At 43.7% G+C, this 23,160-nt stretch carries 24 protein-coding genes; 22 read left to right on the top strand and 2 right to left on the bottom strand.

All coding sequences use genetic code 11. The features are described from left to right. Window positions 1–23 precede the first annotated feature (23 nt). Window positions 24–935: a LysR family transcriptional regulator gene (locus HMPREF2904_RS07330; protein WP_070661467.1), complete on the bottom strand. Its 912-nt coding sequence runs from the start codon at window positions 933–935 to the stop codon at window positions 24–26. A gap of 242 nt (window positions 936–1,177) precedes the next feature. On the opposite strand from HMPREF2904_RS07330, the gene HMPREF2904_RS07325 reads away from it, so the two are divergent. The 21 genes from HMPREF2904_RS07325 to HMPREF2904_RS07225 all read left to right on the top strand — a co-directional run bounded on the left by HMPREF2904_RS07325 (window position 1,178) and on the right by HMPREF2904_RS07225 (window position 20,302). Continuing rightward, on the top strand, window positions 1,178–2,614 hold the full coding sequence (locus tag HMPREF2904_RS07325; RefSeq protein WP_070661464.1) for a DUF6688 domain-containing protein: 1,437 nt from the start codon (window positions 1,178–1,180) through the stop codon (window positions 2,612–2,614). Window positions 2,615–2,798: 184 nt separating this feature from the next. After that, window positions 2,799–3,605, top strand: a complete 807-nt coding sequence (locus HMPREF2904_RS07320) for a dihydroorotate dehydrogenase electron transfer subunit (protein ID WP_070661461.1) — start codon at window positions 2,799–2,801, stop codon at window positions 3,603–3,605. Between the two features lie 9 nt (window positions 3,606–3,614). Continuing rightward, window positions 3,615–4,553, top strand: coding sequence for a dihydroorotate dehydrogenase (locus HMPREF2904_RS07315; RefSeq protein WP_049504335.1), 939 nt, complete (start codon window positions 3,615–3,617; stop codon window positions 4,551–4,553). Between the two features lie 179 nt (window positions 4,554–4,732). Further along, window positions 4,733–5,470: an orotidine-5'-phosphate decarboxylase gene (gene pyrF, locus HMPREF2904_RS07310; RefSeq protein ID WP_070661458.1), complete on the top strand. Its 738-nt coding sequence runs from the start codon at window positions 4,733–4,735 to the stop codon at window positions 5,468–5,470. Window positions 5,471–5,535: 65 nt separating this feature from the next. After that, a complete protein-coding gene (gene pyrE, locus HMPREF2904_RS07305) occupies window positions 5,536–6,168 on the top strand; it encodes an orotate phosphoribosyltransferase (protein WP_003003338.1) in 633 nt (210 codons plus the stop codon). A 141-nt stretch (window positions 6,169–6,309) separates the two neighbouring features. Next, window positions 6,310–6,909: a hypothetical protein gene (locus HMPREF2904_RS07300; protein WP_070661486.1), complete on the top strand. Its 600-nt coding sequence runs from the start codon at window positions 6,310–6,312 to the stop codon at window positions 6,907–6,909. A 55-nt stretch (window positions 6,910–6,964) separates the two neighbouring features. Beyond that, the gene (locus tag HMPREF2904_RS07295) at window positions 6,965–7,456 is read left to right on the top strand and encodes a DUF3592 domain-containing protein (protein ID WP_070661454.1); all 492 of its coding nucleotides are present in this window, start codon (window positions 6,965–6,967) and stop codon (window positions 7,454–7,456) included. A gap of 121 nt (window positions 7,457–7,577) precedes the next feature. Then, window positions 7,578–9,080 carry a glycosyltransferase family 39 protein gene (locus HMPREF2904_RS07290; RefSeq protein WP_070661450.1) on the top strand — a complete coding sequence of 501 codons (1,503 nt, stop codon included), beginning with the start codon at window positions 7,578–7,580 and terminating at the stop codon, window positions 9,078–9,080. A gap of 130 nt (window positions 9,081–9,210) precedes the next feature. Further along, window positions 9,211–9,864, top strand: coding sequence for a uracil-DNA glycosylase (locus tag HMPREF2904_RS11475; RefSeq protein ID WP_023917989.1), 654 nt, complete (start codon window positions 9,211–9,213; stop codon window positions 9,862–9,864). Window positions 9,865–9,873: 9 nt separating this feature from the next. After that, window positions 9,874–10,338 carry an NUDIX hydrolase gene (locus tag HMPREF2904_RS11470; RefSeq protein ID WP_003003493.1) on the top strand — a complete coding sequence of 155 codons (465 nt, stop codon included), beginning with the start codon at window positions 9,874–9,876 and terminating at the stop codon, window positions 10,336–10,338. An 11-nt stretch (window positions 10,339–10,349) separates the two neighbouring features. Then, window positions 10,350–11,618 (top strand): dihydroorotase, encoded by a 1,269-nt coding sequence (locus tag HMPREF2904_RS07275; RefSeq protein WP_070661447.1) that lies wholly within the window; start codon window positions 10,350–10,352, stop codon window positions 11,616–11,618. Between the two features lie 14 nt (window positions 11,619–11,632). Continuing rightward, a complete protein-coding gene (locus HMPREF2904_RS07270) occupies window positions 11,633–12,475 on the top strand; it encodes an SGNH/GDSL hydrolase family protein (RefSeq protein ID WP_070661444.1) in 843 nt (280 codons plus the stop codon). After that, on the top strand, window positions 12,444–13,076 hold the full coding sequence (locus HMPREF2904_RS07265) for a YpmS family protein (RefSeq protein ID WP_003007130.1): 633 nt from the start codon (window positions 12,444–12,446) through the stop codon (window positions 13,074–13,076). The genes HMPREF2904_RS07270 and HMPREF2904_RS07265 overlap by 32 nt, the downstream gene beginning before the upstream one ends. A gap of 509 nt (window positions 13,077–13,585) precedes the next feature. After that, window positions 13,586–15,148, top strand: a complete 1,563-nt coding sequence (locus HMPREF2904_RS07260) for a 2-isopropylmalate synthase (protein WP_070661441.1) — start codon at window positions 13,586–13,588, stop codon at window positions 15,146–15,148. Between the two features lie 12 nt (window positions 15,149–15,160). After that, window positions 15,161–16,198 (top strand): 3-isopropylmalate dehydrogenase, encoded by a 1,038-nt coding sequence (gene leuB / locus HMPREF2904_RS07255; RefSeq protein WP_070661438.1) that lies wholly within the window; start codon window positions 15,161–15,163, stop codon window positions 16,196–16,198. 1 nt (window position 16,199) lies between these two features. Then, window positions 16,200–16,478 (top strand): DUF1294 domain-containing protein, encoded by a 279-nt coding sequence (locus HMPREF2904_RS07250; protein WP_003003226.1) that lies wholly within the window; start codon window positions 16,200–16,202, stop codon window positions 16,476–16,478. Between the two features lie 24 nt (window positions 16,479–16,502). Beyond that, complete coding sequence (leuC, locus tag HMPREF2904_RS07245; protein WP_023917999.1) at window positions 16,503–17,885, top strand: 3-isopropylmalate dehydratase large subunit; 1,383 nt, start codon at window positions 16,503–16,505, stop codon at window positions 17,883–17,885. A gap of 11 nt (window positions 17,886–17,896) precedes the next feature. Continuing rightward, window positions 17,897–18,487 (top strand): 3-isopropylmalate dehydratase small subunit, encoded by a 591-nt coding sequence (gene leuD / locus HMPREF2904_RS07240; RefSeq protein WP_003003580.1) that lies wholly within the window; start codon window positions 17,897–17,899, stop codon window positions 18,485–18,487. A gap of 98 nt (window positions 18,488–18,585) precedes the next feature. Next, a complete protein-coding gene (locus HMPREF2904_RS07235) occupies window positions 18,586–19,371 on the top strand; it encodes an L-threonylcarbamoyladenylate synthase (RefSeq protein WP_003003291.1) in 786 nt (261 codons plus the stop codon). A gap of 98 nt (window positions 19,372–19,469) precedes the next feature. Then, window positions 19,470–19,835, top strand: a complete 366-nt coding sequence (locus tag HMPREF2904_RS07230; RefSeq protein ID WP_070661435.1) for a hypothetical protein — start codon at window positions 19,470–19,472, stop codon at window positions 19,833–19,835. A 56-nt stretch (window positions 19,836–19,891) separates the two neighbouring features. After that, on the top strand, window positions 19,892–20,302 hold the full coding sequence (locus HMPREF2904_RS07225) for a hypothetical protein (protein ID WP_070661433.1): 411 nt from the start codon (window positions 19,892–19,894) through the stop codon (window positions 20,300–20,302). 57 nt (window positions 20,303–20,359) lie between these two features. Here the strand turns inward: HMPREF2904_RS07225 and plsY are convergent, their stop codons facing one another. Next, entirely contained in the window at window positions 20,360–21,004 is a 645-nt protein-coding gene (plsY, locus tag HMPREF2904_RS07220; RefSeq protein WP_070661430.1) for a glycerol-3-phosphate 1-O-acyltransferase PlsY, read from the bottom strand. A 187-nt stretch (window positions 21,005–21,191) separates the two neighbouring features. On the opposite strand from plsY, the gene parE reads away from it, so the two are divergent. Beyond that, window positions 21,192–23,141 carry a DNA topoisomerase IV subunit B gene (gene parE, locus HMPREF2904_RS07215; RefSeq protein ID WP_070661427.1) on the top strand — a complete coding sequence of 650 codons (1,950 nt, stop codon included), beginning with the start codon at window positions 21,192–21,194 and terminating at the stop codon, window positions 23,139–23,141. The last annotated feature ends 19 nt before the right edge of the window (window positions 23,142–23,160 follow it).

Genomic DNA, 23,160 nt, shown 5'->3' with positions numbered 1-23,160 from the left:
CAAACCACCCGTTTGACGGGTGGTCATGATTTATCAAACTTCACTTCCTCAAGTAAGTACTCGATGAATTTTTCTCCCATTTTTGAGAGGGCTGTTTTTTCATGTTTGATGTAGACCAGCTCGATTGGGTCTTCGATATCAAGGGGAATGGAGACGATGTTATTTCCGTTGAGATTGCTGTTGAGGATCCCGGTCGCAATGGTGTAGCCATCCAGACCAATCAAGAGATTAAAGAGAGTCGCTCGGTCACTGACGACGATGGATTTCTTATGATGCTCTTGAGAGAGGATCTCTTCTGAGAAGTAGAAGGAGTTGTGGGTCCCTTGGTCATAGCTAAGGTATGGGAAATCTTCCAGATCAGATAAGTGGACGATCTCTTTCTTGGCAAGAGGATTGGTCTTGCTGACAAAGATATGAGGCTGGGCTGTAAAGAGGTGGGTAGCAACCAGGTGATTATCATCCAACATCTTAGAGAGGACATCTCGGTTGTAGCTATTCAAAAAGAGTACGCCAACCTCGCTTCGGAAATTCTTAACGTCATCGATGATCTCCCAAGTCCGCGTCTCCCGTAGGAAGAGCTCGTATTTTTCCATGTCGCTTTTCTTGAGGAGAGAAACGAAGGCCTCAACCACGAAGGCGTAGTGCTGTGAAGAGACGCTGAAAAGCTCACGAGAGCCCACAGGATTTTTATAGCGCTCGGACAAGAGGTCGATCTGCTCCACCACCTGGCGGGCATAAGAGAGGAACTCCATCCCATCGCGGGTCAAAGTGATCCCTTTAGGATTCCGGATAAAGATTTCAATCCCCATCTCATTTTCCAAGTCCTTGACGGCATTGGAAAGGCTAGGTTGCGTGATGAAGAGTTGTTTTGCGGCCTCATTCATAGAGCCGGTTTCGACGATTTTGATAATGTATTGTAATTGTTGTATTCTCATGCTTTTATTTTAACATAAAAGAGCGCGTTTTTCCCGTAAAATATGGTCTTTCAAGGACTGTATGAGAGAATAAGACAGGCTGAGGTAGGTAATAGGAAGTAGGCTAGATCGAATAATTAAAAATAGGAAATTGGAAACAAAATCTCCATCTGGGGACTGATTTTGATGGAAAAATACAGTTTTGCCTTGATTAAGGGGGGAGCTGATTGATAGAATGGTAAAAAATTGATTGAGGAGATCTTATGAAAAAACTCGTTTCCTGGTATAAGAAAAAGGATAAGGGATTGGAAACCCATTTCACAGCCGGTCTGTTGCAGATCAATTTTGTGACCAATGCACTAATTCTATTAGCCTTTTACATTTATTTTGTTGTTAGTGAATCGCTCTATGCAATAAAGGATCCATTCATTCAATTTAGTGTTTGGGAGATCGTTTCCTTTACGATGAAGATCTTGCCCTATGGTCTAACCATAGCCCTCTTTGTTCCCAATATTTTTGTAATTATCTATGGGATCGGTCGGTGGTCTAGCCTCCAGTTCAAAGAAGCTGAGGAAGAAGCTCTCAAAGATCCGGATTTGTTTGAAGATAGAATTCCAAAGGAAGGAGAAGAGACAAGTGAAGATGACGCATTTCTTATGAAGGAAAGGCAAGAATCACCTAGTCCTAAGCCTAGCAAAAATAAAAAGCAACAGCCTACAATTGTTCTTTGGTTTGGTCTCTTTGGTTGCTTTCTCGAAGCGATTTTCATTTTCATTGTCAAGGATATGACTTTTTACGATTGGAGTGAGAGTTTGATCAATTCTCAGAAACATGCCTTGATCTGGTCTGGCGCCTATCCGACCTTCTTTACACTGGCAGCTCTTACTTTACTAGCCTTGATTATCTATTCCTACCGAGATGCGAATTCACTCTCGCCACTAGCAAATGTTTTCTGCATCAGTGGCATTCTAGGAGGAGTGGTTCTTCTCTTAGTTTTTGATAATCAACTGCAGGTAGCAAGTTTTCACACCTTTTTCTTATTGATCTATTCCTTCCATCTCTTGTGGGTTCGTATCAAGGAGTGGCAGCAAGATCGAACAGAGATAAGCTATGAGAATCGTCTACTTCAATGGCTCCATCGGCTCTTAAACAAGTCGCGTAACTGGCCTTGGCTAGCGGTCCTAATCGCTCTTCCAACCCTTGCCCTTGTTGTCCTTGTTCTCATGCTCTTTGGGCAGCAACCGGATTCCATGATCAAGGCCTGGACCAATACAGCTGACTGGGCCTTCTCACAGAAGATCCCCCCTCAAAATCTCATCATTGATGAGCATTATCTCTGTACGGTTGCGGCTGGTGGCCATGAAAATGTTGTCAAGCCCCAGCGGATGGGCGTCCGCCACGGTCATCCAGTCGTTGTCAATCGCCAGCTCTGTATCGCCAATGCCTTTGAACAGGTACTAGAAGAAAAGACGCCGCGATTCCATCGCTTCTTGCGTCGCAATTACGACCGCTATGGCTATCCTTTTGCCAAACATATCAAGAAGAAATGGGCTATGGATGTCATTTACTATCTGATGAAGCCCCTGGAATGGATCTTCTTGTTGGTTCTCTACTTGGTCGATCGCAATCCAGAAAACCGAATTGCTATGCAATACATCAAGCCGATCCCAGAAGATTTTGACCCCCATAAAGTTTCCTGAGTTACTGATTTTACTTGACAAGCGAGAAGGAGCGCGATATAATGAGACAAATTTAACCTTTAAGAGGTCCAGAGAGGCCTGCAAGGAAAGACAGAAAAAAGATCAGCGGACGGTGTCTAGCTGATCATTTGTAGGGCCTTGCTTTTGCGAGGTCTTTTTTGCTGAAAGAAAGAAGAGGATATCAATGGTCAGTGACAGTTGTAAAAAACGCTTTGGCAAAATCATGATGGAGGAGATGGAGCTGGTTGCTCAAGAAGAGATCGCTCCGCGCATCTATTCCATGATCTTAAAGGGGGAAATGGTGGAGCAGATGCTGCCAGGTCAATTCCTTCATATCCGCGTACCTGATGGGTCTAAGCTCCTTCGCCGTCCGATTTCAATTTCTGAGATTGATCCTGAGACACAGACGTGTCACTTGATCTATCGCATCGAAGGTGGGGGGACAGCTATCTTTTCCCAATTGCCAATCGGTAGCAAACTCAGTGTCATGGGGCCTCAGGGAAATGGCTTTGATCTCACCAATCTCGGCCAAGGTCAGAAAGCCTTGATCATCGGTGGCGGGATTGGTGTTCCTCCTTTGGTCCAAGTGGCCAAACAACTCCATGAGCAAGGCGTGGAAGTTGAAGTGGTTGTCGGCTTTGCGACCAAAGAAGCCGTCATTTTGGAAGAAGAGCTTTCTCAGGTTGCTCATGTCACTGTAACGACAGACGATGGGACTTATGGCACTAAGGGCTATGTCTCTACGGTCATTGATCAGATGGACCAGGAGTTTGACGCTATCTATTCTTGTGGAGCACCTGGCATGCTCAAATATGTCAATACCAAATTCCATGATCATCCCCGCGCCTACATTTCTATGGAATCGCGTATGGCCTGTGGGATGGGGGCTTGCTACGCCTGTGTGGTGCATTTGGAAAATGAAAGCCAAGCAGCCAATAAGCGCGTGTGTGAAGACGGACCGGTCTTTGAAACCGGTACGATTGTGATGTAGGAGGACCTTATGACAGCAAATCGACTAGCCGTATCCTTACCCGGTTTAGACTTGAAAAACCCGATTATTCCGGCATCTGGCTGTTTTGGCTTCGGTCAGGAATATGCCAAATACTATGACTTAGACCTGCTTGGATCCATCATGATCAAGGCGACGACTGCTGAGGCTCGTTTTGGAAATCCAACGCCACGTGTCGCTGAGACTCCTGCTGGCATGCTCAATGCCATTGGGCTTCAAAATCCAGGTGTAGATGTGGTCCTTGCAGAGAAACTCCCTTGGTTGGCTCAACATTATCCAGATCTACCGATTATTGCCAATGTAGCTGGCTTCTCCAACGAAGAGTATGCGACGGTATCAGGCAAGATCTCGCAAGCGCCAAATGTCAAAGCGATTGAACTCAATATCTCTTGTCCAAATGTAGACCATGGGAATAATGGTCTCTTAATCGGGCAGGTTCCTGAGTTGGCCTATGCGGCTGTGAAAGCAGCGGTAGAAGCGTCCTCAGTCCCTGTCTATGTCAAGTTAACGCCTAGTGTGGCAGACATTACGCAGGTCGCAAAAGCAGCAGAGGATGCAGGGGCGACTGGCTTGACCATGATCAATACCTTGGTTGGGATGCGCTTTGACCTCAAGACTGGTAAACCGATCATTGCTAATGGAACCGGAGGCATGTCGGGTCCAGCCGTTTTCCCAGTTGCTTTGAAACTCATCCGCCAGGTTGCCCAATCCACTAAACTTCCGATTATCGGAATGGGAGGTGTGGATTCAGCAGAAGCAGCTATTGAAATGATGATTGCAGGGGCCTCTGCGATTGGAGTTGGAACCGCTAATTTCACTGATCCTTATGCATGTCCAACCATCATCGAAGATCTGCCACAAGTCATGGATCGCTATGGTATTGATACCCTTGAGAACTTCCGGAAACATGTACGGGAAAATCTACTGTAAATCCTTGACTTTTCCCAAATATCGTACTACAATAATTAAAAACCTTTAAAGTAGTCCAGAGAGGCTCCTAAGGTCTAGACGGTGAATCATGGTAGTTGTTCCTACCTAATTTTCGTGTAACCTTGCCTCGGGCAAGGTTTTTTTGTAGATAAAATGATCAATCAAAAAAGGAGTAATCCATGCGTGAAGAACGTCCTATTATCGCCCTTGACTTCCCAGCTTTCGAGGATGTCAAACACTTTTTAGAGCATTTTCCAGAAGACGAAAAATTATTTGTAAAAATCGGAATGGAATTTTTCTATGCAGTTGGTCCTGAAATTGTACATTACCTCAAAGGGCTTGGACACAGTATTTTCCTTGATTTAAAATTGCATGATATCCCAAATACAGTCAAATCAGCTATGTCCGTACTGGGGACTTTCGGAGTAGATATGGTGACGGTCCACGCAGCCGGTGGTGTAGAGATGATGCGCGAAGCCAAGGCAGCTCTTGGTGAAGGAGCTAAATTGGTAGCCGTGACCCAGTTGACTTCTACCAGTGAAGAAGACATGCGTGATTGCCAAAACATCCAAACAACGGTCCAAGAATCTGTAGTTAATTATGCCCGCAAGGCCCAAGAAGCAGGCTTGGATGGCGTTGTCTGTTCAGCCCATGAAGTAGCCTTGATCAAGGATGCTACTTCATCAGACTTTGTCTGTGTCACACCAGGGATTCGTCCTGCTGGAGCTGAAATCGGCGACCAAAAACGGGTCATGACGCCACAAGAAGCCCATAAAATTGGATCTGACTATATTGTCGTTGGACGTCCAATCATCCAAGCGGAAAACCCATGGGACGCTTACCATGAAATTAAGAGACAGTGGAATAGTTTAGGGAAGCCCGATAGGGCCTTCCCTAAACTATTCACTAACCTGTAATGTTGTTATTTAAATCAATGATTGATTTAATTCGTATATGATTAAAATCGTAAAAAGGAGTCGTCATGTCATTAGCTAAAGATATTGCTAGCCATCTTTTGAAAATCGAAGCGGTTTATTTGAAACCAGAAGAACCTTTTACTTGGGCATCTGGGATCAAATCCCCTATTTATACAGATAACCGTGTAACTCTTGCTTATCCTGAAACGCGTACCTTGATCGAAAATGGATTTGTAGATAAAATCAAGGAAGCTTTCCCTGAAGTAGAAGTGATTGCAGGAACTGCAACTGCGGGGATTCCTCATGGTGCTATCATTGCAGACAAGATGAATTTGCCATTTGCCTACATTCGTAGCAAACCAAAAGACCATGGTGCTGGGAACCAAATTGAAGGCCGTGTTCCACAAGGTCAAAAGATGGTCGTAGTGGAAGATTTGATTTCTACCGGTGGGTCTGTCTTGGATGCTGTCGCAGCTGCCAAGCGTGAAGGAGCGGATGTCCTTGGTGTGGTAGCTATCTTCACCTACCAATTGGAGAAAGCCGATAAGAAATTTGCGGAAGCTGGCGTTCAACTTGAAACCTTGTCTAACTATACAGAATTGATTCATTTGGCAGAAGAACAAGGTTACATCACTTCTGAAGGTTTAGAGTTGTTGCACCGTTTCAAGGAAAACCAAGAAACTTGGCAAAATAAATAATTCAACTGAAGCGTTTCTAACGCTTCTTTTTTATACTCTTTTCACTAGTTGGTGGTTAACTTGATTCTCAAAGTAAAATCCGGTATGATAGTAGTAATTATTTTTATGGATGAAGAAAAACTATTTTTAAGGGAGAATAAGATGACAAAAAAAGATTATTTGCAAATGAAGAAGGAATTTAAAATTAGATTTACAATTAATATCGTCCTAGCCATATTCGCTAGTGCATTTTATATTAAGATATTACTCAGCAACTCTCGTGAAGTGCCATATTTTATAATTTGCATTGGAACTCTCATCTTCATCAATCGGTCATTGATTGCACCTGTTTTTTATAAGAAAAAAGCAGCTGAGGAGGAACACCCAGAATGGAAGAATTTATCAACAAAGGGGGTAGAAATTCCTCAGGAAGAAATTCAAAAACGAAATGGGATATCGATCCTATCTTTCATCATTGTAATTGTTGGATTCTTCATGTTATACAGACCAGCTCCAAAAACGGATGTAGGGACTGAGGTAATAAAAACTAATAGCGAGATCCAGTCTGTGCCAGAAAATTCGACAGAAAAGGGATCTAGCACGGTCTCCAATTTGACTCCGAAAGATGTTCAAACCTTACAAGAATTGAAAGAAGAAATCGAATCCAATGCCCCATCAGATTCAAATTCACTTGATCTTAATAAAGCAAAAGATCTTGCAGAAAAAGCACAGCAACAGAATTGGTTGAAAAGGGGAGAGTAAAAATTTTTTCAAGGGATTTGAAACCAACTAGTTTATTTGAAAGGGTAAAAAATCAATGACAGTAACAATATTCTGGCTTAGTTTGGGCATTCTGACCCTTATTTTCCTGATCATTCTGCTCATCTTTTACATCTTTTATCGTCGTGAAATAAAAGTGAAAACAGAATCAACCGAAAAAGTTCTGGGAGAAGTAGTTGCTTTTGATTCCAAAAATCAACTGCCTATTTCCCTGCCTGTGGTGGAGTATCAAGTCGAGGGTGAAAGATACCAAAAGACATTCACCTATGCTTATTTTAGGGAGACTTCTTCCAAATCTAGGCAGGCCAATGTTTTCGATAGAACCTATGTTCTTGGAGCCGGCAAAAATCTGGATTTGCGGATGATATTCCCAATCGGGTCTCCCATGACAGTCTTTTATAATCCAGTCGACCCACAGATTGGTTTTGTCGAACGATATGCCGGCTTAGTCGGTTTCTATAAAATCGGAATGATTCTAACGGTTGGGATTTATCTTGTTTTTTTATGTATTCTAATCCTAGTGTTTTAGGTTAGTTAAGGTTAAGAGTTAAAAATTGGTTGGATAAAATGAATGTACTCATAATTACCATTTTACAGTTGATGTTCACCCCAAAACAGCAGAAATGCTGTTTTTTTGATATAATGGACCTATGTTATCGAAAAGTAAACGTATTCTATTTGGGATGCTTCATGTTGTCATGTTGCTAGTGGTGTTTCACTGGTTCTTGATCAGTGTGACCTATCTGAGAGAGATTTCATGGCTAGCCATTTTAGGTGCTGGATTGCTATTTCTGCTAGCCTGTTTGAAACGCGATGGGCTAAAGAGTGCCTTTGCTTGGTTGACCCGGCACAAAAAAGGTTTCTTGCTTGGTGCCCTTGTCTTTCAGTTGATTGTCATGGTCTGTGCAGAGCTCTTTATCCGTAGGGATGCTGCGGTTGTTTTCAAAGGGGCTTTTGATCTTCTTAAGCAATCTTCCATCACCAACTACCTCAGTCGCAATCCCAATAACATTCCACTCTTTCTTTACGAGAAGTTTTTCTATGTCTTATTTGGCTCTAGCGGTCTGTGGGTCATGCAGGCTCTCAATATCCTTTATGTCAATCTGGGTGCAGTCCTCTTGTACAAGCTGTCCCAGAAGCATTTCAATCAAAAAACGGCTGATCTGGTCTATCTCTTCTATGTGAGCTTGATCTGTTACTCGCCTTATTTCTATTCCATGTATACGGACATTCCGCCACTTCCTTTGATCGCTCTTCAGTTATGGTGGGCTTTGGATATCTTGAAGGAAGATCAAGCAGACTCCTGGAAGAAGATTGTTGGCTTGGGGATCTTATCTGGCGTGACTATGTTGATCCGTCCAACGACGATTATTGTCATGATTGCCTTTTGGGCTGTGTTCTTCTTCAGAGGAAATTGGAAGGCCTTTGGCAAGATTGCTACGGTGACGGTCTTGACGACGGGCTTTGTCTTTGCAGGATTGAATACAGCGGTCAATCATCAAAGAGTTGTACCGATCTTGAAACAAGAAGGGTTGGCTAAAGGACCGCTCTTGTTTATCAATCTGGGCTTGACAGATATGGGGCACAACCAAGAAGATATGAAGGAGGGCTTGCTAGCCTATATTGATGAGGACAAGCGCTCGGATTACAACAATGGCCTCTTTAAAAAAGAAAATGTGATCAAAGAAATCAAGCGCCGTCTCAAGGAGTACGGACCGTTCGGTTTGATCGGGCATATCTACTACAAGCAATCCTTGACGGTAGCAGAAGGGACCCTGGGCTGGCTGTACCGAGATGTAGAGTATGAGAAGACGCCTTTTATCAATCCTCTCTATGCACCTCTGACTAAAAATAATGGTTTGGCAAAATGGGTGCGGACCTATTTCCTCAGCATTGATCGACCGCAGTACAAGTATTATGAATTTGTCAAGCAGGTGATCTGGATCATCCTATCGGCTGGTTTGGTTGGAGCTTATCTCAAACGTCGAGATACAGATGACTTTAACTTCCTTTCCTTAGCGGTCTTTGGTGGTTTGCTCTTTTTGACCATCTTTGAAGGTGGGAAGACCCGCTACCTCATCCAATTCTTACCGCAAATTTTACTAGTCGCTTCGATCGGTCTAGCAGGATTTACCAAGAAAGAAAATATCTAAAAGCTCCTGCTTGTTTGACAAGCAGAAAAAGAGGTTGGACAAAAATGTCCAGCCTCTTTTTTATCCAGTGGATCTGCACCAAATGTGGTATAATGGAAGGTAAGAATTTATTGGATAGCGGAGAGTTTCCATGCAGCATTCACCCTGGCATGAAGCCATCAAATCCCATCTTCCAGAAGGGTATTTTCACCAGATCAATGACTTTATGAATGAAGTCTACAGTAAAGGAGTGGTTTATCCACCGCGTGACAAGGTCTTTAAGGCCTTGCAGACGACAGAGATGGATCAGGTCAAGGTCTTGATCTTAGGCCAAGATCCCTACCATGGACCGGATCAAGCGCAGGGCTTGAGTTTTTCTGTTCCGGATCATGTACCAGCGCCGCCTTCTTTGCAAAATATTCTCAAAGAATTGCGCTCAGATATCGGAGAGAAGCGCTCCCATGATTTGACTTCTTGGGCAGAGCAAGGAGTGCTCTTGCTCAATGCTTGTTTGACAGTGCCTGCTGGTCAGGCCAATGGTCATGCAGGACAAATTTGGGAGCCTTTCACAGATGCTGTGATCAAGGTGGTCAATGAGTTGGAGGAGCCAGTTGTCTTTATCCTCTGGGGATCTTATGCCCGTAAGAAAAAGCCACTGATTACCCACGATCGACATTTGGTCCTTGAATCAGCTCACCCAAGTCCCTTATCGGCCTACCGAGGATTCTTTGGTTCCCAACCCTTTTCAAAAACCAATCAATTTTTGAAAGAGGCGGGACGCGAGCCGATTGATTGGTTAAGATAGGAGAAAGAAATGCCACAATTAGCAACGATTTGTTACATTGACAATGGGAAAGAATTTCTCATGCTGCATCGCAATAAAAAGCCCAATGATGTCCATGAAGGTAAATGGATCGGAGTTGGAGGAAAATTAGAACGCGGGGAAACCCCACAGGAGTGTGCGGCGCGTGAGATTTTTGAGGAGACGGGCCTTAGAGCCAAGCCAGTTTTGAAAGGGATTATTACCTTTCCGGAGTTCACTCCAGATTTAGACTGGTACACCTATGTCTTCAAGGTAACAGATTTTGAGGGAGAACTGATCGAGTGTAACGAAGGAACCTTGGAGTGGGTGCCTTATGATCAAGTCCTCTCAAAACCAACTTGGGAAGGGGACCACACCTTTGTCGAGTGGTTGTTGGAGGATAAACCCTTCTTTTCAGCAATGTTTCGCTATGACGGCGACCGCTTGTTAGAGTCGCATGTTGATTTTTATGAATAAAGGAGAATGCAATGGTTGTCATTAAAAATGGTCGCGTAATGGATCCCAAGACAGGTTTGGATCAAGTCTGTGATCTTCGCATTGAAGGAAAGAAAATTGTAGAGATCGCAGAGAACCTCCCAACGGATGGACAAGAAGTCCTTGATGCTACTGGTCTGGTGGTTGCTCCTGGTTTGATCGATGTACACGTGCATTTCCGTGAACCTGGTCAAACTCATAAAGAAGACATCCATACGGGTGCCTTAGCCGCAGCCGCGGGTGGTTTTACTCGAGTGGTCATGATGGCCAATACCAATCCGACCATTTCAGATATTGCGACCTTAGAGGAAGTCTTAGCTTCTGCAGCCAAGGAAAATCTTCACATTCATACGGTTGCGACGGTGACTAAGAACTTTGACGGTCAACGCCTGACAGATTTTGAAGGCCTGCTTAAGGCTGGTGCAGTGGGATTTTCAGATGATGGGATTCCCCTTCAAAGCACTAAGGTTGTCCGCCAAGCCTTGGAAGAAGCTAAGCGTCTAGGGACCTTTATTAGTCTGCATGAAGAAGACCCTGAGTTGAATGGCATTCTTGGTTTGAATGAAAACATTGCTAAGGAACACTTCCATGTCTGTGGGGCGACGGGTGTAGCCGAATATTCAATGGCTGCGCGGGATGCCATGATTGCCCATGCGACAGGTGCTCACCTCCATATCCAACACCTTTCCAAGGAAGAAAGTGTCAAGGTGGTGGAATTTGCCCAAGGATTAGGAGCTCATGTAACGGCAGAAGTGGCACCTCAACACTTTTCGAAAACAGAAAGTCTGCTCTTGACTAAAGGAAGCAATGCTAAGATGAATCCACCTCTTCGCTTGGAATCTGACCGTCTAGCAGTGATTGAAGGCTTGAAGTCAGGCGTCATCTCAGTGATTGCGACGGACCACGCGCCTCACCATGCGGATGAGAAGAATGTCCCTGATATTACCAAAGCACCATCTGGAATGACTGGGCTTGAAACTTCGCTCTCTCTTGGCTTGACCTACTTGGTGCATGCTGGCCATTTAAGCCTGATGCAATTGCTTGAAAAGATGTCCTATAATCCAGCACGTCTCTATGATTTTGATGCTGGCTATATCGCAGTGGATGGACCGGCAGATTTGACCATCTTTGATCCAGAAGCAGATCGTCTGGTATCGGATCATTTCGCTTCAAAAGCGGGCAATTCACCATTTGTGGGTGAAACATTAAAAGGAAAAGTTGCTTATACGATCTGTGATGGACAAGTGATTTTTCAAGGGTAAGCGATCGTATTTATATGAATCTTAAAAAAATGATGCAAGGCTTGGTTTCCTTTTTAACCAGCCTTCTTGTCTTTGTCTTTCTATTTCGTGCTCTGCTACCAACTGCGTCCCCTCGCATGACCAAGCCCAAAACGGCTGCGAAAGAAATCACCTATACTTATGTAGCTCTAGGAGATTCACTGACCGAAGGAGTAGGGGATAGCACCAAGCAAGGGGGCTTTGTGCCCATCCTCGCCCAAAGCCTGTCCAATGAAAATGACGGCCAGTACCAGCCTGTCAACTATGGAGTAGCTGGAAATACAAGCGCTCAGATCTTAGATCGACTCAAGAAGCAAACAGATCTTCAGAAGGATCTCAAAAAGGCGCGTGTCATGACCTTAACGGTTGGGGGAAATGATCTGCGCAAAGTCGTTGTCGATCATCTGAGTGACTTTTCCCTATCGGATATCCAAAAGCCGCTCAAGAGTTATACAGTGAACCTCAAAGAAATTATTACAAAGGCCAGAAAGGACAATCCCCATCTTCCTATTTATGTAGTGGGGATCTACAATCCTCTTTACCTGAATTTTCCTGAATTAACTAGTATCCAGACGGCTGTAGATCGTTGGAATGAGACGACGGAAGAAACCATCGCGCAATTTGATCAGGTCTATTTCGTTCCGATCAATGATCTGCTCTATAAAGGAATTGATGGTAAAATGGGCGTATCAGAAATCAGTGACGGGAAGACAACCGTTATCAATGATGCCCTGTATGAAGAGGATAGTTTCCACCCTAACAATACGGGCTATGAAAAGATGAAACAAGCAATATTGGAGAAAATCAATGCCACGAAGAAAACTTGGAGTCAAAAATAATCCCATCAAAGAGAAGGTCCCCTTCCTTCAAAAAATCAATATTTGGAAATGGTTGTTTTTAGGCTTGGTCAGTCTTCTCTTAGCTTTTGCTATAGTCGTGCAAGGACGCTTAGCGACGCCAAGAGAAGATGTTAGTCAGCTTCATCAAACAGTTGGCACCAAAGATGTCAAAGTTGGAACTATGACGACAACTCGTGATCAACTCAATGACACCATCAAATCGCTTCTGAAAAAATATAAGCTGTCCGACTACAAGGTCTATGCGGACAATCAGCAAATCCTATTAGAAGGGCAGTTGAGTTTCTTAGGGAAGGATTATCCCTTATATATTTACTTTCAACCATCCAAATTGGAAAATGGGAACATTCTCTTGACGGTGAAGGATTTTTCAGTCGGAACCTTTCAAATTCCACAAAGGATGGTTTTGCAGCTCTTGAGCAAGAATAAAACTATTCCAGAATTTATCCAAATTTCACCAAAGCAGTCTACCATCACCATTGTATTACCAGAAATTGACAATGACTTTGGAATCTATGTCAAGGCCAATACCATTGACCTCTATAATGACAAGATCGTTTTCGATTTGTATCAGAAGAAGTAGAGCGGAAGAGGCTATTCAAATTGAATTCAAAGTCATCTTAAAAACTTTCCTTAGGCTCAATAATTCCTAGTGCTAGAAACAATCGTGTTTCTAGCACTTTTCTCACGGCGGAAAGTTTCATTACATGATGTGTTTGAATGATCCTAATTGTTTTTATCATTATAATTTTTTTAATAGCACCTAGGTTTTCTTATGTAAAAACTGGCTGTCTATAGTCTAATTAGAATTGAAAGCTCTATTTTGTTTCTATTCAAAAAATTCAGAATATTACGGAAAATTCTTGACATTGCTTTTTCCCTATGCTAGAATACTAGACAAGACATTGAACAAAGGAGAAAGTCAAACATGAAAACAGCTAAGTTTATTCAATTTGCTTTGTTGTTGAGGTACAAGGGCTAGTGCAGAAGCATTAGTCCTGTTTGGCTTACCAAGCGGGCAAAAACATCTCGCTTGGTTAACCGAGTGAGATGTTTTTCTTTATATCCACTACATAGAAATGAGGAGACCCTATGCGTAAAGTTGAATTTTTAGATACCAGCCTTCGGGATGGTGAACAGACTCCAGGAGTTAATTTCTCTATCAAAGAAAAGATTGCCATTGCTAAACAATTGGAAAAATGGGGGATTTCTGCTATTGAAGCAGGTTTTCCTGCAGCTAGTCCGGATTCCTTCACTGCTGTTCAAGAGATTGCAAAGGTCTTGAACAAGACAGCCGTGACAGGTTTGGCCCGTTCTGTCAAATCAGATATTGATGCTTGTTATGAAGCCTTGAAGGATGCTAAGTATCCACAAATTCACGTCTTTATCGCAACCAGTCCGATTCACCGGGAGTTTAAACTCAACAAGACAAAGGAAGAAATCCTTGAAACGATCAAAGAGCACGTTTCTTACGCTCGCTCAAAATTTGAGATTGTGGAATTCTCGCCAGAAGATGCTACCCGGACAGAATTGGATTTCCTCTTGCAAGTCGTACAGACTGCAGTCGATGCTGGTGCTAGCTATATCAACATTCCTGATACAGTTGGTTTCACGACACCAGCAGAGTACGGTGCCATTTTCAAATACTTGATCGACCATGTCAAGACAGATCGCGAGATTATCTATTCCCCTCATTGCCATGATGACCTAGGAATGGCCGTGGCGAATAGCCTCGCTGCTGTTAAAAATGGTGCCCGTCGTGTCGAAGGAACCATTAATGGGATCGGGGAGCGGGCCGGCAATGCGGCACTTGAAGAAGTAGCGGTTGCTCTCAATATCCGTGAAGACTATTTCCAAGTTGAGAGTCCGATTGTCCTTAATGAAACCATCAACACTTCTGAGTTGGTCTCTCGTTACTCTGGTATTCCAATTCCTAAAAACAAGGCGGTTGTTGGTGGCAATGCCTTCTCACACGAGTCTGGGATTCACCAAGACGGAGTTCTTAAAAATCCTCTTACCTACGAAATCATTACCCCTGAGTTGGTGGGTGTTAAGAGCAATAGTCTCCCTCTTGGAAAATTGTCTGGTCGCCATGCCTTTGTCGAAAAATTGCATGAGTTGGGACTGGATTTCACAGAAGAAGACATCAAGCCATTGTTTGCTAAGTTCAAATCTCTTGCAGACAAGAAACACGAGATCACAGATGCCGATATCCGCGCACTTGTTGCCGGTACAGCAGTGGAAAATCCAGAAGGATTCCAATTTAATGATCTCCGCTTAACCACCAATGCAGACGAAACGATTACAGCAGCGGTTAGCCTCCGCAATGAAGAAGGGGAAGTGCTTGAGTTCCTTGCCAATGGTCAAGGGTCGGTTGAAGCGATCTTTAATGCGATTGATAAATTCTTCAACCAAACTGTTCGCTTGACCTCATACAATATCGATGCAGTGACAGATGGGATTGATGCCCAAGCCCGCGTCTTGGTATCCGTGGAAAATGTCGATACCGATACGATTTTCAATGCCTCTGGTTTGGACTTTGACGTATTGAAAGCCTCTGCCATTGCTTATATCAATGCCAACACGCTGGTTCAAAAAGTGAATGCGGGTGAGATGGGACGAGCTGTCTCCTACCGTGATCTTCCACAAGCCTAAGAGGAAATGAACATGACAAAGAAAATTGTAACACTTGCAGGAGATGGGATTGGCCCTGAGATCATGGCAGCTGGACTAGAGGTCCTCGCTGCCGTCGCTCCAAAAATTGGCTTTGATTATAGCCTAGAAGACAAAGCTTTTGGGGGTGCAGGAATTGATGCCGCTGGCCACCCACTTCCCCAAGATACTCTAAAAGCAGCTAAAGGAGCGGATGCTATTCTTCTCGCAGCCATCGGAAGTCCTGAGTATGACAATGCTCCTGTTCGTCCAGAACAAGGCTTGCTCGCTATTCGCAAGGAATTAAATCTCTTTGCCAATATTCGTCCTGTACGGATTTTTGACGCCTTGAAACACTTGTCTCCTTTGAAACCAGAGCGTATCGAGGGTGTCGACTTTGTAGTCGTGCGTGAATTGACAGGTGGGATTTATTTTGGAGAGCATATCTTGAAAGAAGATACAGCGCGTGATATCAATGATTACAGTGCAGAAGAAATCCGTCGGATTATGCGCCAAGCCTTCAAGATCGCCAAAGGACGTGGTAAGAAAGTGACCAGTATCGATAAGCAAAATGTCCTAGCAACTTCTAAATTGTGGCGCCAAGTGGCAGAAGAAGTTGCCAAAGAATTTCCAGATGTGACCTTAGAGCACCAGCTTGTCGATAGTGCGGCCATGATCATGATTACCAATCCAGCACGCTTTGATGTTGTAGTGACAGAGAATCTATTCGGAGATATCTTATCTGATGAATCGAGTGTCCTTCCTGGGACACTAGGCGTGATGCCGTCTGCCAGTCATTCTGACCAAGGACCAAGTATGTACGAACCGATTCATGGTTCGGCACCTGATATTGCAGGTCAAGGCATTGCCAATCCGATTTCCATGATTCTGTCCGTTGCCATGATGCTCCGAGACAGTTTTGGAGAAACAGCAGGTGCAGAAATGATCGAAGAAGCCGTTAATCAAACCTTGAATCAAGGAATCTTGACGCGAGATCTAGGTGGTCAGGCTTCTACTGCAGAGATGACTGCAGCCATTATTGGGAATCTCTAAGATGACTTGGAGAGATCGCTGTTTAGTTGTTATTGCTATTTGGAATAGTATCGTATTTCTGACCTATGGTTTAGATAAACGAAAAGCTATCCAAAACAGATGGCGGATTCCTGAAAAGGTCCTGTTACTCGAGAGCTGGCTGCTTGGTGGATTCGGAGCTCTACTAGGTGGATATCTCTTTCACCACAAGGTGCGGAAATGGTATTTTCAAGCCACCTGGTGGGGCAGTAGCCTTCTTTTAGCAGGTGCTCTCTTTCTAATCCTTCAATGGATTTCCTAAGAACAAGATAAATGGAGAAAGACGATGAGTGGAAAATCAATCTTTGATAAACTTTGGGACCGCCACGTGATTACAGGAGTGGAAGGGCAACCCCAACTCATGTATGTGGACCAACACTACATCCACGAAGTGACGAGTCCGCAAGCCTTTCAAGGATTACGGGACGCAGGACGCAAGGTCCGACGACCTGATTTAACCTTTGGAACCTTTGATCACAATGTTCCAACGGTCAATATTTTTGATATTCGAGATGTGATTTCAAAAGCCCAGATTGATAAATTAGCTGAGAATGTGGTGGACTTTGGGATTGATCATGCTGCCCATGGTTCTGCTAAGCAAGGAATCGTTCATATGGTGGGCCCTGAAACCGGTCGGACCCAGCCTGGAAAATTTATTGTCTGTGGAGACAGCCATACCGCAACTCACGGAGCCTTTGGTGCCATTGCCTTTGGTATTGGAACCAGTGAAGTGGAGCATGTCTTTGCCACCCAAACCATCTGGCAAGTCAAACCAAAGAAAATGTTGGTTGAATTCACCGGAACCCCACAAAAAGGGATCTATTCAAAGGATTACATCCTAGCTTTGATAGCGCGCTACGGTGTTGCTTGTGGAGTTGGCTATGTCGTAGAGTATCGGGGAGAAGCAATTGATCGCTTGACCATGGAAGAACGCATGACCATCTGTAACATGTCGATCGAGTTCGGGTCCAAAATGGGGATCATGAATCCAGATGAGACGACCTTTGACTACCTCCGAGGACGCGAATGTGTGCCAGATGATTTTGAGGCCGCAGTAGCAGATTGGAAGACTCTGGTTAGTGATGACGATGCCGTTTATGATAAGGTCATCCGTATGGATGTATCTGATCTTGCTCCGATGGTGACTTGGGGAACCAACCCTTCAATGGGAGTGGACTTTGAGACTCCGTTTCCAGAGATACGAGACATGAATGATGAACGGGCTTATCATTATATGGATCTCGAACCTGGCCAAAAACCAGCAGACATTGAATTAGGCTATATCTTTATCGGTTCTTGTACCAATGCGCGTCTCAGCGATTTGGAGTTGGCAGCCAAGTTTGTGAAAGGCAAAAAAATTGCGCCCAACTTAACTGCTATTGTGGTACCTGGCTCTCGTCCGGTTAAGCAAGCCGCCGAAAAATTAGGCTTAGACAAGATCTTTATGGATGCGGGCTTTGAATGGCGTGATCCAGGATGCTCTATGTGTCTAGGAATGAACCCAGACAAGGTTCCAGATGGGGTCCATTGTGCCTCTACTAGCAACCGGAACTTTGAAGACCGCCAAGGATTTGGGGCTAAAACCCATCTCTGTAGCCCAGCAATGGCCGCTGCAGCAGCAATCGCCGGTCGCTTTGTCGATGTGCGGCAAATGCCGGAAGTCGAGTAAAAGGAGGAAGCATGGAGAAATTTACCATTTATACGGGAACAACAGTTCCTTTGATGAACGATAATATTGATACCGACCAAATCCTCCCCAAGCAATTCTTAAAGTTGATTGATAAAAAAGGATTTGGGAAATACCTCATGTATGCTTGGCGTTATTTGGATGACCAGTACACTGAGGATCCGGATTTTATCTTTAACAAGCCAGAATACCGCAAGGCGACCATTTTGATCACTGGTGACAATTTTGGGGCTGGTTCCTCTCGGGAGCACGCGGCCTGGGCTTTAGCTGATTATGGCTTTAAAGTCGTTATTGCCGGATCCTTCGGAGATATCCATTACAATAATGAGCTCAATAATGGCATGCTGCCGATTGTCCAACCACTAGAGGTTCGTCAAAAATTGGCAAGTTTGAAGCCGACAGATCCAGTGACAGTAGATTTGGAAGAGCAGAAGATTATCTCGCCTGTTGGAGAGTTTCGCTTTGAGATCGATCAAGATTGGAAGCACAAATTGCTCAACGGGTTGGATGATATCGGGATTACACTTCAGTATGAAGACTTAATCGCAGCTTATGAGAAGAACCGGCCAGCTTACTGGCAATGATAAAATTGTATACTTAATTACGAATTTTCTGAAAATATATTGAATTTGAGACTATTTTTTGATACAATACTAAAAAGAATAGAAAAGGAAAGAGACTTATGACAAAACACATTCAATGGGACGGACAACTTTCACAAGAAGGATTTGATATTTTGAAAGGAGAAGGGGGCTGTATCGTCTGCCCTACTAAAGTTGGCTACATCATCATGACCAGTGACAAGGCTGGCTTGGAACGTAAATTCGAAGCCAAAGAACGTAACCGCAACAAACCAGGTGTGGTTCTTTGCGGAAGCATGGATGAACTACGTGCCCTTGCGCAATTGAATCCTGAAATCGAGGCCTTCTACCAAAAACATTGGGATGAAGATATCTTGCTTGGTTGTATCCTTCCTTGGCGCGAAGATGCTTATGCAAAATTGCAAGCTTTCGGAGATGGACGCGAAGAACTCATGACAGACGTTCGTGGAACTTCATGCTTTGTCATTAAATTTGGTAAAGCTGGTGAGCAAATCGCCAAAGAAATGTGGGAAAAAGAAGGCAAGATGGTTTACGCTTCTTCAGCCAACCCTTCTGGTAAAGGAAACCGCGGGAAGGTCGAAGGAATCGGTGAGCGTATCGAAGGTGCCGTGGACTTGGTCATCGAAGCCGATGATTATGTAGCTTCTATCCAACCAGACAAGACCATTGAAACCCGCTATGAACAAGGCGTGATGGTCTCAATGGTGGATGCAGAAGGAAAATTGATCCCAGAACAAGGAGCAGGTAGCCGTTCTGTCAATACTTGTCCAGTTGTGATTCGTAAAGGATTGGATATCGATAAGATCATGATGCACTTATCTGATCATTTCAACTCTTGGAACTACCGCCAAGGGGAATACTATTAAGAAACAGAAAAAGCATTCCACTTGGGATGCTTTTTTTGTGAAAGGATAAAAGATGGTATAATAGAGTTAAACTTTGTTCCAATAGAAGGGGAAGTGGTATGGTCTCCAGAAAAGCATTTATCGATAAAGCCAATCAGGAAGGTTTTTCTTTCAACATCCAAATACCATGGTGGCAGTACAATAACTTCAAGTCATTGGTTTGGAGAAAAAGGCTCTCTGAGGAGCAACTCTATCAGATCTTTCTTTTACTTTGTAGAGAGGTAGATGACCGGCAAATGAAAGTAGTAGCGGATAAGAGGAAGTATCAGACCGGATTTTATATAGTGGCATGCAATGGCCGGGAGTTTCGCTTTGAGTTTGCTTTTAAAAAGAACCAAGAACTAAGAGTTTATAATTTATTTGAGACCGTCAATGGTCGTAAGAAACTAACCTTGATGGATCTGCTTGATTACATAATGGATTGACTGTGTATAGAAACAATAAGGGTTCACTACAAATTGATAAAAGAAAGAGTAGTTCTATGATTTCAAGAGATGCATTTTTAGAAAGAATCAACCAAGAGGGATTCTCATTTAGCATTGAAATCCCGCGCAGAAATTTTTCGGATTTTACATCATTAGTTAGGAGAAGAAGAATTTCAGAAGAAGACCTCTATCAGCTGTTTTATAACTATTGTCAGGAGCTAGAAAACTGTTTGAAAGAAGCAGGGGAGAAACGACGCTTGCTCTTCAATAAGTTTCCAGTTAGCCCCGTTCATGATAAATATAAAACGAAATTTGATACAGTGGCACCCAACGGACGCGAATTCCGCTTTGAGTTTGTATTTAGCAATGACAATCGTTTAAAAGTTTATCACATGATCGAAACGGTTAATGGTCGTAGGAAAAAAACACCTATGGAAATACTGATGGACTTAGTCGATGCCTTATAATGAAGATCTGTTCAAAAGTATAAGGGGGATCCAATCAAAAAAACTAGAGTATGCGCTCTAGTTTTTTGGTTGTTGATGGGTGATGTTCTTTCCCCAAGGGATGAGATTTTCTTTTTTCTCTTTGATCCGTTGGATATTGTCCTTGTGACGAAGAATAATCAAGGTCGCTAAGGCCAAGACAATGATTGTAAAAAGTGGATCATATTTGTGCAAGATCCATCCAGTCAAAGGGAGAAGGAGGACCGATAGAATGGCGAGTAGCGCAACAGTAACACTCGAAAACGAAATCATGCTGGTTAAATACAGGCTGGCTACAAAATAAACAGCTAAAATGAGCAGCAGGATAGGCGAGAAACCAAGTAAGACACCAGCACTCGTCGCCACCGCTTTTCCACCCTTAAATCCAGCAAAAATTGGGAAAGTGTGCCCAAAAACAGCTAAGAGACCAAAGACCATCGGCGAGATCCCCTGAATTCCAAAGAAAGTCGGAAGGAGAACTGCCAAAGTTCCTTTCAAGAAATCAATCACAAAGACGATGATCCCAGCTTTCTTCCCTAAAATTCGAAAGGTATTGGTCGTTCCAGTATTGCCCGAGCCATGTTCCCGTAAATTAATATGGAAAAAGATTTTCCCAATCCATAATCCCGAAGGAATGGAGCCTAACAGATAGGCTAAAATTAAAACACTTATTTCTTTTATCATACTCTCATTATATCAAAAAGCCATCGATAGAAAAAGCAATTTTTGGAGTTCAAGTGTGACATCTGAAGAAAGTGTCCAGCCAACATTTTGTACTGGGATGTAGAAATCTCCATATAGAGAGAAAAAATTTTGCAAAATTTCCTAAAAAACTGTAATATAGAAAAGATGAACAAACAGGAGGTTCCTTGTGGCAAAAAAGGAAATCAATATTAATAATTATAATGACGATGCCATTCAGGTACTAGAAGGGTTGGATGCGGTCCGTAAACGTCCAGGGATGTATATCGGATCGACCGACGGAAATGGCTTGCATCACATGGTCTGGGAGATCGTGGATAATGCGGTCGATGAAGCCTTGTCTGGCTTTGGCTCACAAATCGATGTCACGATTAATAAAGATGGCTCTCTATCGGTAGAAGACCAGGGACGTGGAATGCCGACCGGGATGCATGCTATGGGTAAACCAACCGTTGAGGTGATCTTTACGGTCCTCCACGCCGGAGGGAAGTTTGGTCAAGGAGGCTATAAGACATCTGGAGGTCTTCACGGAGTGGGATCTTCTGTTGTCAATGCCCTTTCTAGCTGGCTAGAGGTAGAAATTACGCGTGATGGAGCTGTCTACAAGCAACGTTTTGAAGATGGGGGAAAACCAGTTACAACTCTCGAAAAGATCGGCTCTGCTCCCAAGTCAAAGACAGGGACCAAGGTCACCTTCATGCCGGATCCAACCATCTTTTCAACGACGGATTTCAAATTTAATACCATTGCTGAGCGAATCAAAGAATCAGCCTTCTTGCTGAAGGACGTGACGCTGACGCTGACCGATCTCCGTAAGGAAGAAGACAACTATGTGGCCTTTCATTATGAAAATGGTGTCCAAGATTTCGTAGAGTACTTGAACGAAGACAAGGAAACTTTGACACCGGTTCTCTACTTTAGTGGCGAATCTGATGGTTTTCAGGTAGAAGTGGCCATGCAATACAATGATGGCTACTCAGATAATATCTTGTCCTTCGTTAATAATGTCCGCACCAAAGATGGGGGAACCCATGAGACGGGTCTGAAGACAGCTATTACCAAGGCTATGAACGACTATGCAAGAAAGACAGGACTTCTCAAAGAAAAAGACAAGAATCTGGAAGGATCAGACTACCGCGAAGGTTTGTCTGCTGTTCTTTCGATCTTAGTTCCAGAAGCCCATTTGCAGTTTGAAGGACAAACCAAAGACAAATTAGGAAGTCCCTTGGCTCGTCCAGTTGTCGATAGCATTGTTTCTGATAAATTGACCTTCTTCCTCATGGAAAATGGGGAGTTGGCTTCTAATCTGATTCGTAAGGCTATTAAAGCCCGGGATGCGCGTGAAGCCGCTCGAAAAGCGCGGGATGAAAGTCGAAATGGCAAGAAGAGCAAAAAGGACAAGGGACTTTTGTCTGGTAAATTGACACCTGCCCAGTCTAAAAATCCTAAGAAAAACGAACTCTATCTAGTCGAAGGAGACTCAGCCGGCGGTTCTGCCAAACAAGGACGGGACCGGAAGTTCCAAGCGATTCTTCCACTTCGTGGGAAGGTGCTTAATACTGAGAAGGCCAATATGAGTGATATCCTCAAAAACGAGGAAATCAACACCATGATCTACACCATCGGTGCTGGAGTTGGGGCAGATTTTTCTGTGGAAGACGCCAACTACGATAAGATCATTATCATGACCGACGCTGATACGGATGGTGCCCACATTCAAACCCTCCTCTTAACCTTCTTTTATCGCTATATGCGCCCTTTGGTAGAAGCAGGTCATGTCTACATTGCACTTCCTCCTCTTTATAAGATGTCGAAAGGCAAAGGCAAGAAAGAAGAAGTAGCCTATGCTTGGACAGATAGCGAATTAGAAGAGTTGCGTCGGACCTTTGGCCGTGGAGCAACCCTTCAACGTTACAAAGGGTTGGGGGAAATGAATGCGGATCAGCTTTGGGAAACCACCATGAATCCAGAAACTCGTACCTTGATCCGTGTCACCATTGATGATCTAGCGCGTGCAGAACGCCGTGTCTCCGTCCTCATGGGAGATAAGGCTGCACCACGTCGTCAATGGATTGAAGACAATGTCAAGTTTACGTTGGAAGAAGCGACAGTGTTTTAAGGATAGTATAGGAAATATT

The organism is Streptococcus sp. HMSC072G04 (genome assembly GCF_001813295.1).
In the GTDB taxonomy this organism is placed as follows: domain Bacteria; phylum Bacillota; class Bacilli; order Lactobacillales; family Streptococcaceae; genus Streptococcus.
Note: the sequence above shows the minus strand (reverse complement) of the source record. Positions and strands in the feature narration are given on the sequence as shown.

Bases quoted from the DNA above. Each gene is read 5' to 3' on its own strand.
- leuB (WP_070661438.1), top strand. From the start codon at position 15,161: ATGACAAAGAAAATTGTAACACTTGCAGGAGATGGGATTGGCCCTGAG.
- HMPREF2904_RS07315 (WP_049504335.1), top strand. From the start codon at position 3,615: ATGACAGCAAATCGACTAGCCGTATCCTTACCCGGTTTAGACTTGAAA.
- HMPREF2904_RS07265 (WP_003007130.1), top strand. From the start codon at position 12,444: ATGCCACGAAGAAAACTTGGAGTCAAAAATAATCCCATCAAAGAGAAG.
- HMPREF2904_RS07275 (WP_070661447.1), top strand. From the start codon at position 10,350: ATGGTTGTCATTAAAAATGGTCGCGTAATGGATCCCAAGACAGGTTTG.
- HMPREF2904_RS07290 (WP_070661450.1), top strand. From the start codon at position 7,578: ATGTTATCGAAAAGTAAACGTATTCTATTTGGGATGCTTCATGTTGTC.
- HMPREF2904_RS07230 (WP_070661435.1), top strand. From the start codon at position 19,470: ATGGTCTCCAGAAAAGCATTTATCGATAAAGCCAATCAGGAAGGTTTT.
- HMPREF2904_RS07250 (WP_003003226.1), top strand. From the start codon at position 16,200: ATGACTTGGAGAGATCGCTGTTTAGTTGTTATTGCTATTTGGAATAGT.
- HMPREF2904_RS07295 (WP_070661454.1), top strand. From the start codon at position 6,965: ATGACAGTAACAATATTCTGGCTTAGTTTGGGCATTCTGACCCTTATT.
- HMPREF2904_RS07225 (WP_070661433.1), top strand. From the start codon at position 19,892: ATGATTTCAAGAGATGCATTTTTAGAAAGAATCAACCAAGAGGGATTC.
- HMPREF2904_RS07325 (WP_070661464.1), top strand. From the start codon at position 1,178: ATGAAAAAACTCGTTTCCTGGTATAAGAAAAAGGATAAGGGATTGGAA.
- HMPREF2904_RS07300 (WP_070661486.1), top strand. From the start codon at position 6,310: ATGACAAAAAAAGATTATTTGCAAATGAAGAAGGAATTTAAAATTAGA.
- HMPREF2904_RS07235 (WP_003003291.1), top strand. From the start codon at position 18,586: ATGACAAAACACATTCAATGGGACGGACAACTTTCACAAGAAGGATTT.
- HMPREF2904_RS07320 (WP_070661461.1), top strand. From the start codon at position 2,799: ATGGTCAGTGACAGTTGTAAAAAACGCTTTGGCAAAATCATGATGGAG.
- HMPREF2904_RS07270 (WP_070661444.1), top strand. From the start codon at position 11,633: ATGAATCTTAAAAAAATGATGCAAGGCTTGGTTTCCTTTTTAACCAGC.
- HMPREF2904_RS07260 (WP_070661441.1), top strand. From the start codon at position 13,586: ATGCGTAAAGTTGAATTTTTAGATACCAGCCTTCGGGATGGTGAACAG.
- HMPREF2904_RS11475 (WP_023917989.1), top strand. From the start codon at position 9,211: ATGCAGCATTCACCCTGGCATGAAGCCATCAAATCCCATCTTCCAGAA.
- leuD (WP_003003580.1), top strand. From the start codon at position 17,897: ATGGAGAAATTTACCATTTATACGGGAACAACAGTTCCTTTGATGAAC.
- leuC (WP_023917999.1), top strand. From the start codon at position 16,503: ATGAGTGGAAAATCAATCTTTGATAAACTTTGGGACCGCCACGTGATT.
- HMPREF2904_RS11470 (WP_003003493.1), top strand. From the start codon at position 9,874: ATGCCACAATTAGCAACGATTTGTTACATTGACAATGGGAAAGAATTT.
- pyrF (WP_070661458.1), top strand. From the start codon at position 4,733: ATGCGTGAAGAACGTCCTATTATCGCCCTTGACTTCCCAGCTTTCGAG.
- pyrE (WP_003003338.1), top strand. From the start codon at position 5,536: ATGTCATTAGCTAAAGATATTGCTAGCCATCTTTTGAAAATCGAAGCG.
- plsY (WP_070661430.1), bottom strand. From the start codon at position 21,004: ATGATAAAAGAAATAAGTGTTTTAATTTTAGCCTATCTGTTAGGCTCC.
- HMPREF2904_RS07330 (WP_070661467.1), bottom strand. From the start codon at position 935: ATGAGAATACAACAATTACAATACATTATCAAAATCGTCGAAACCGGC.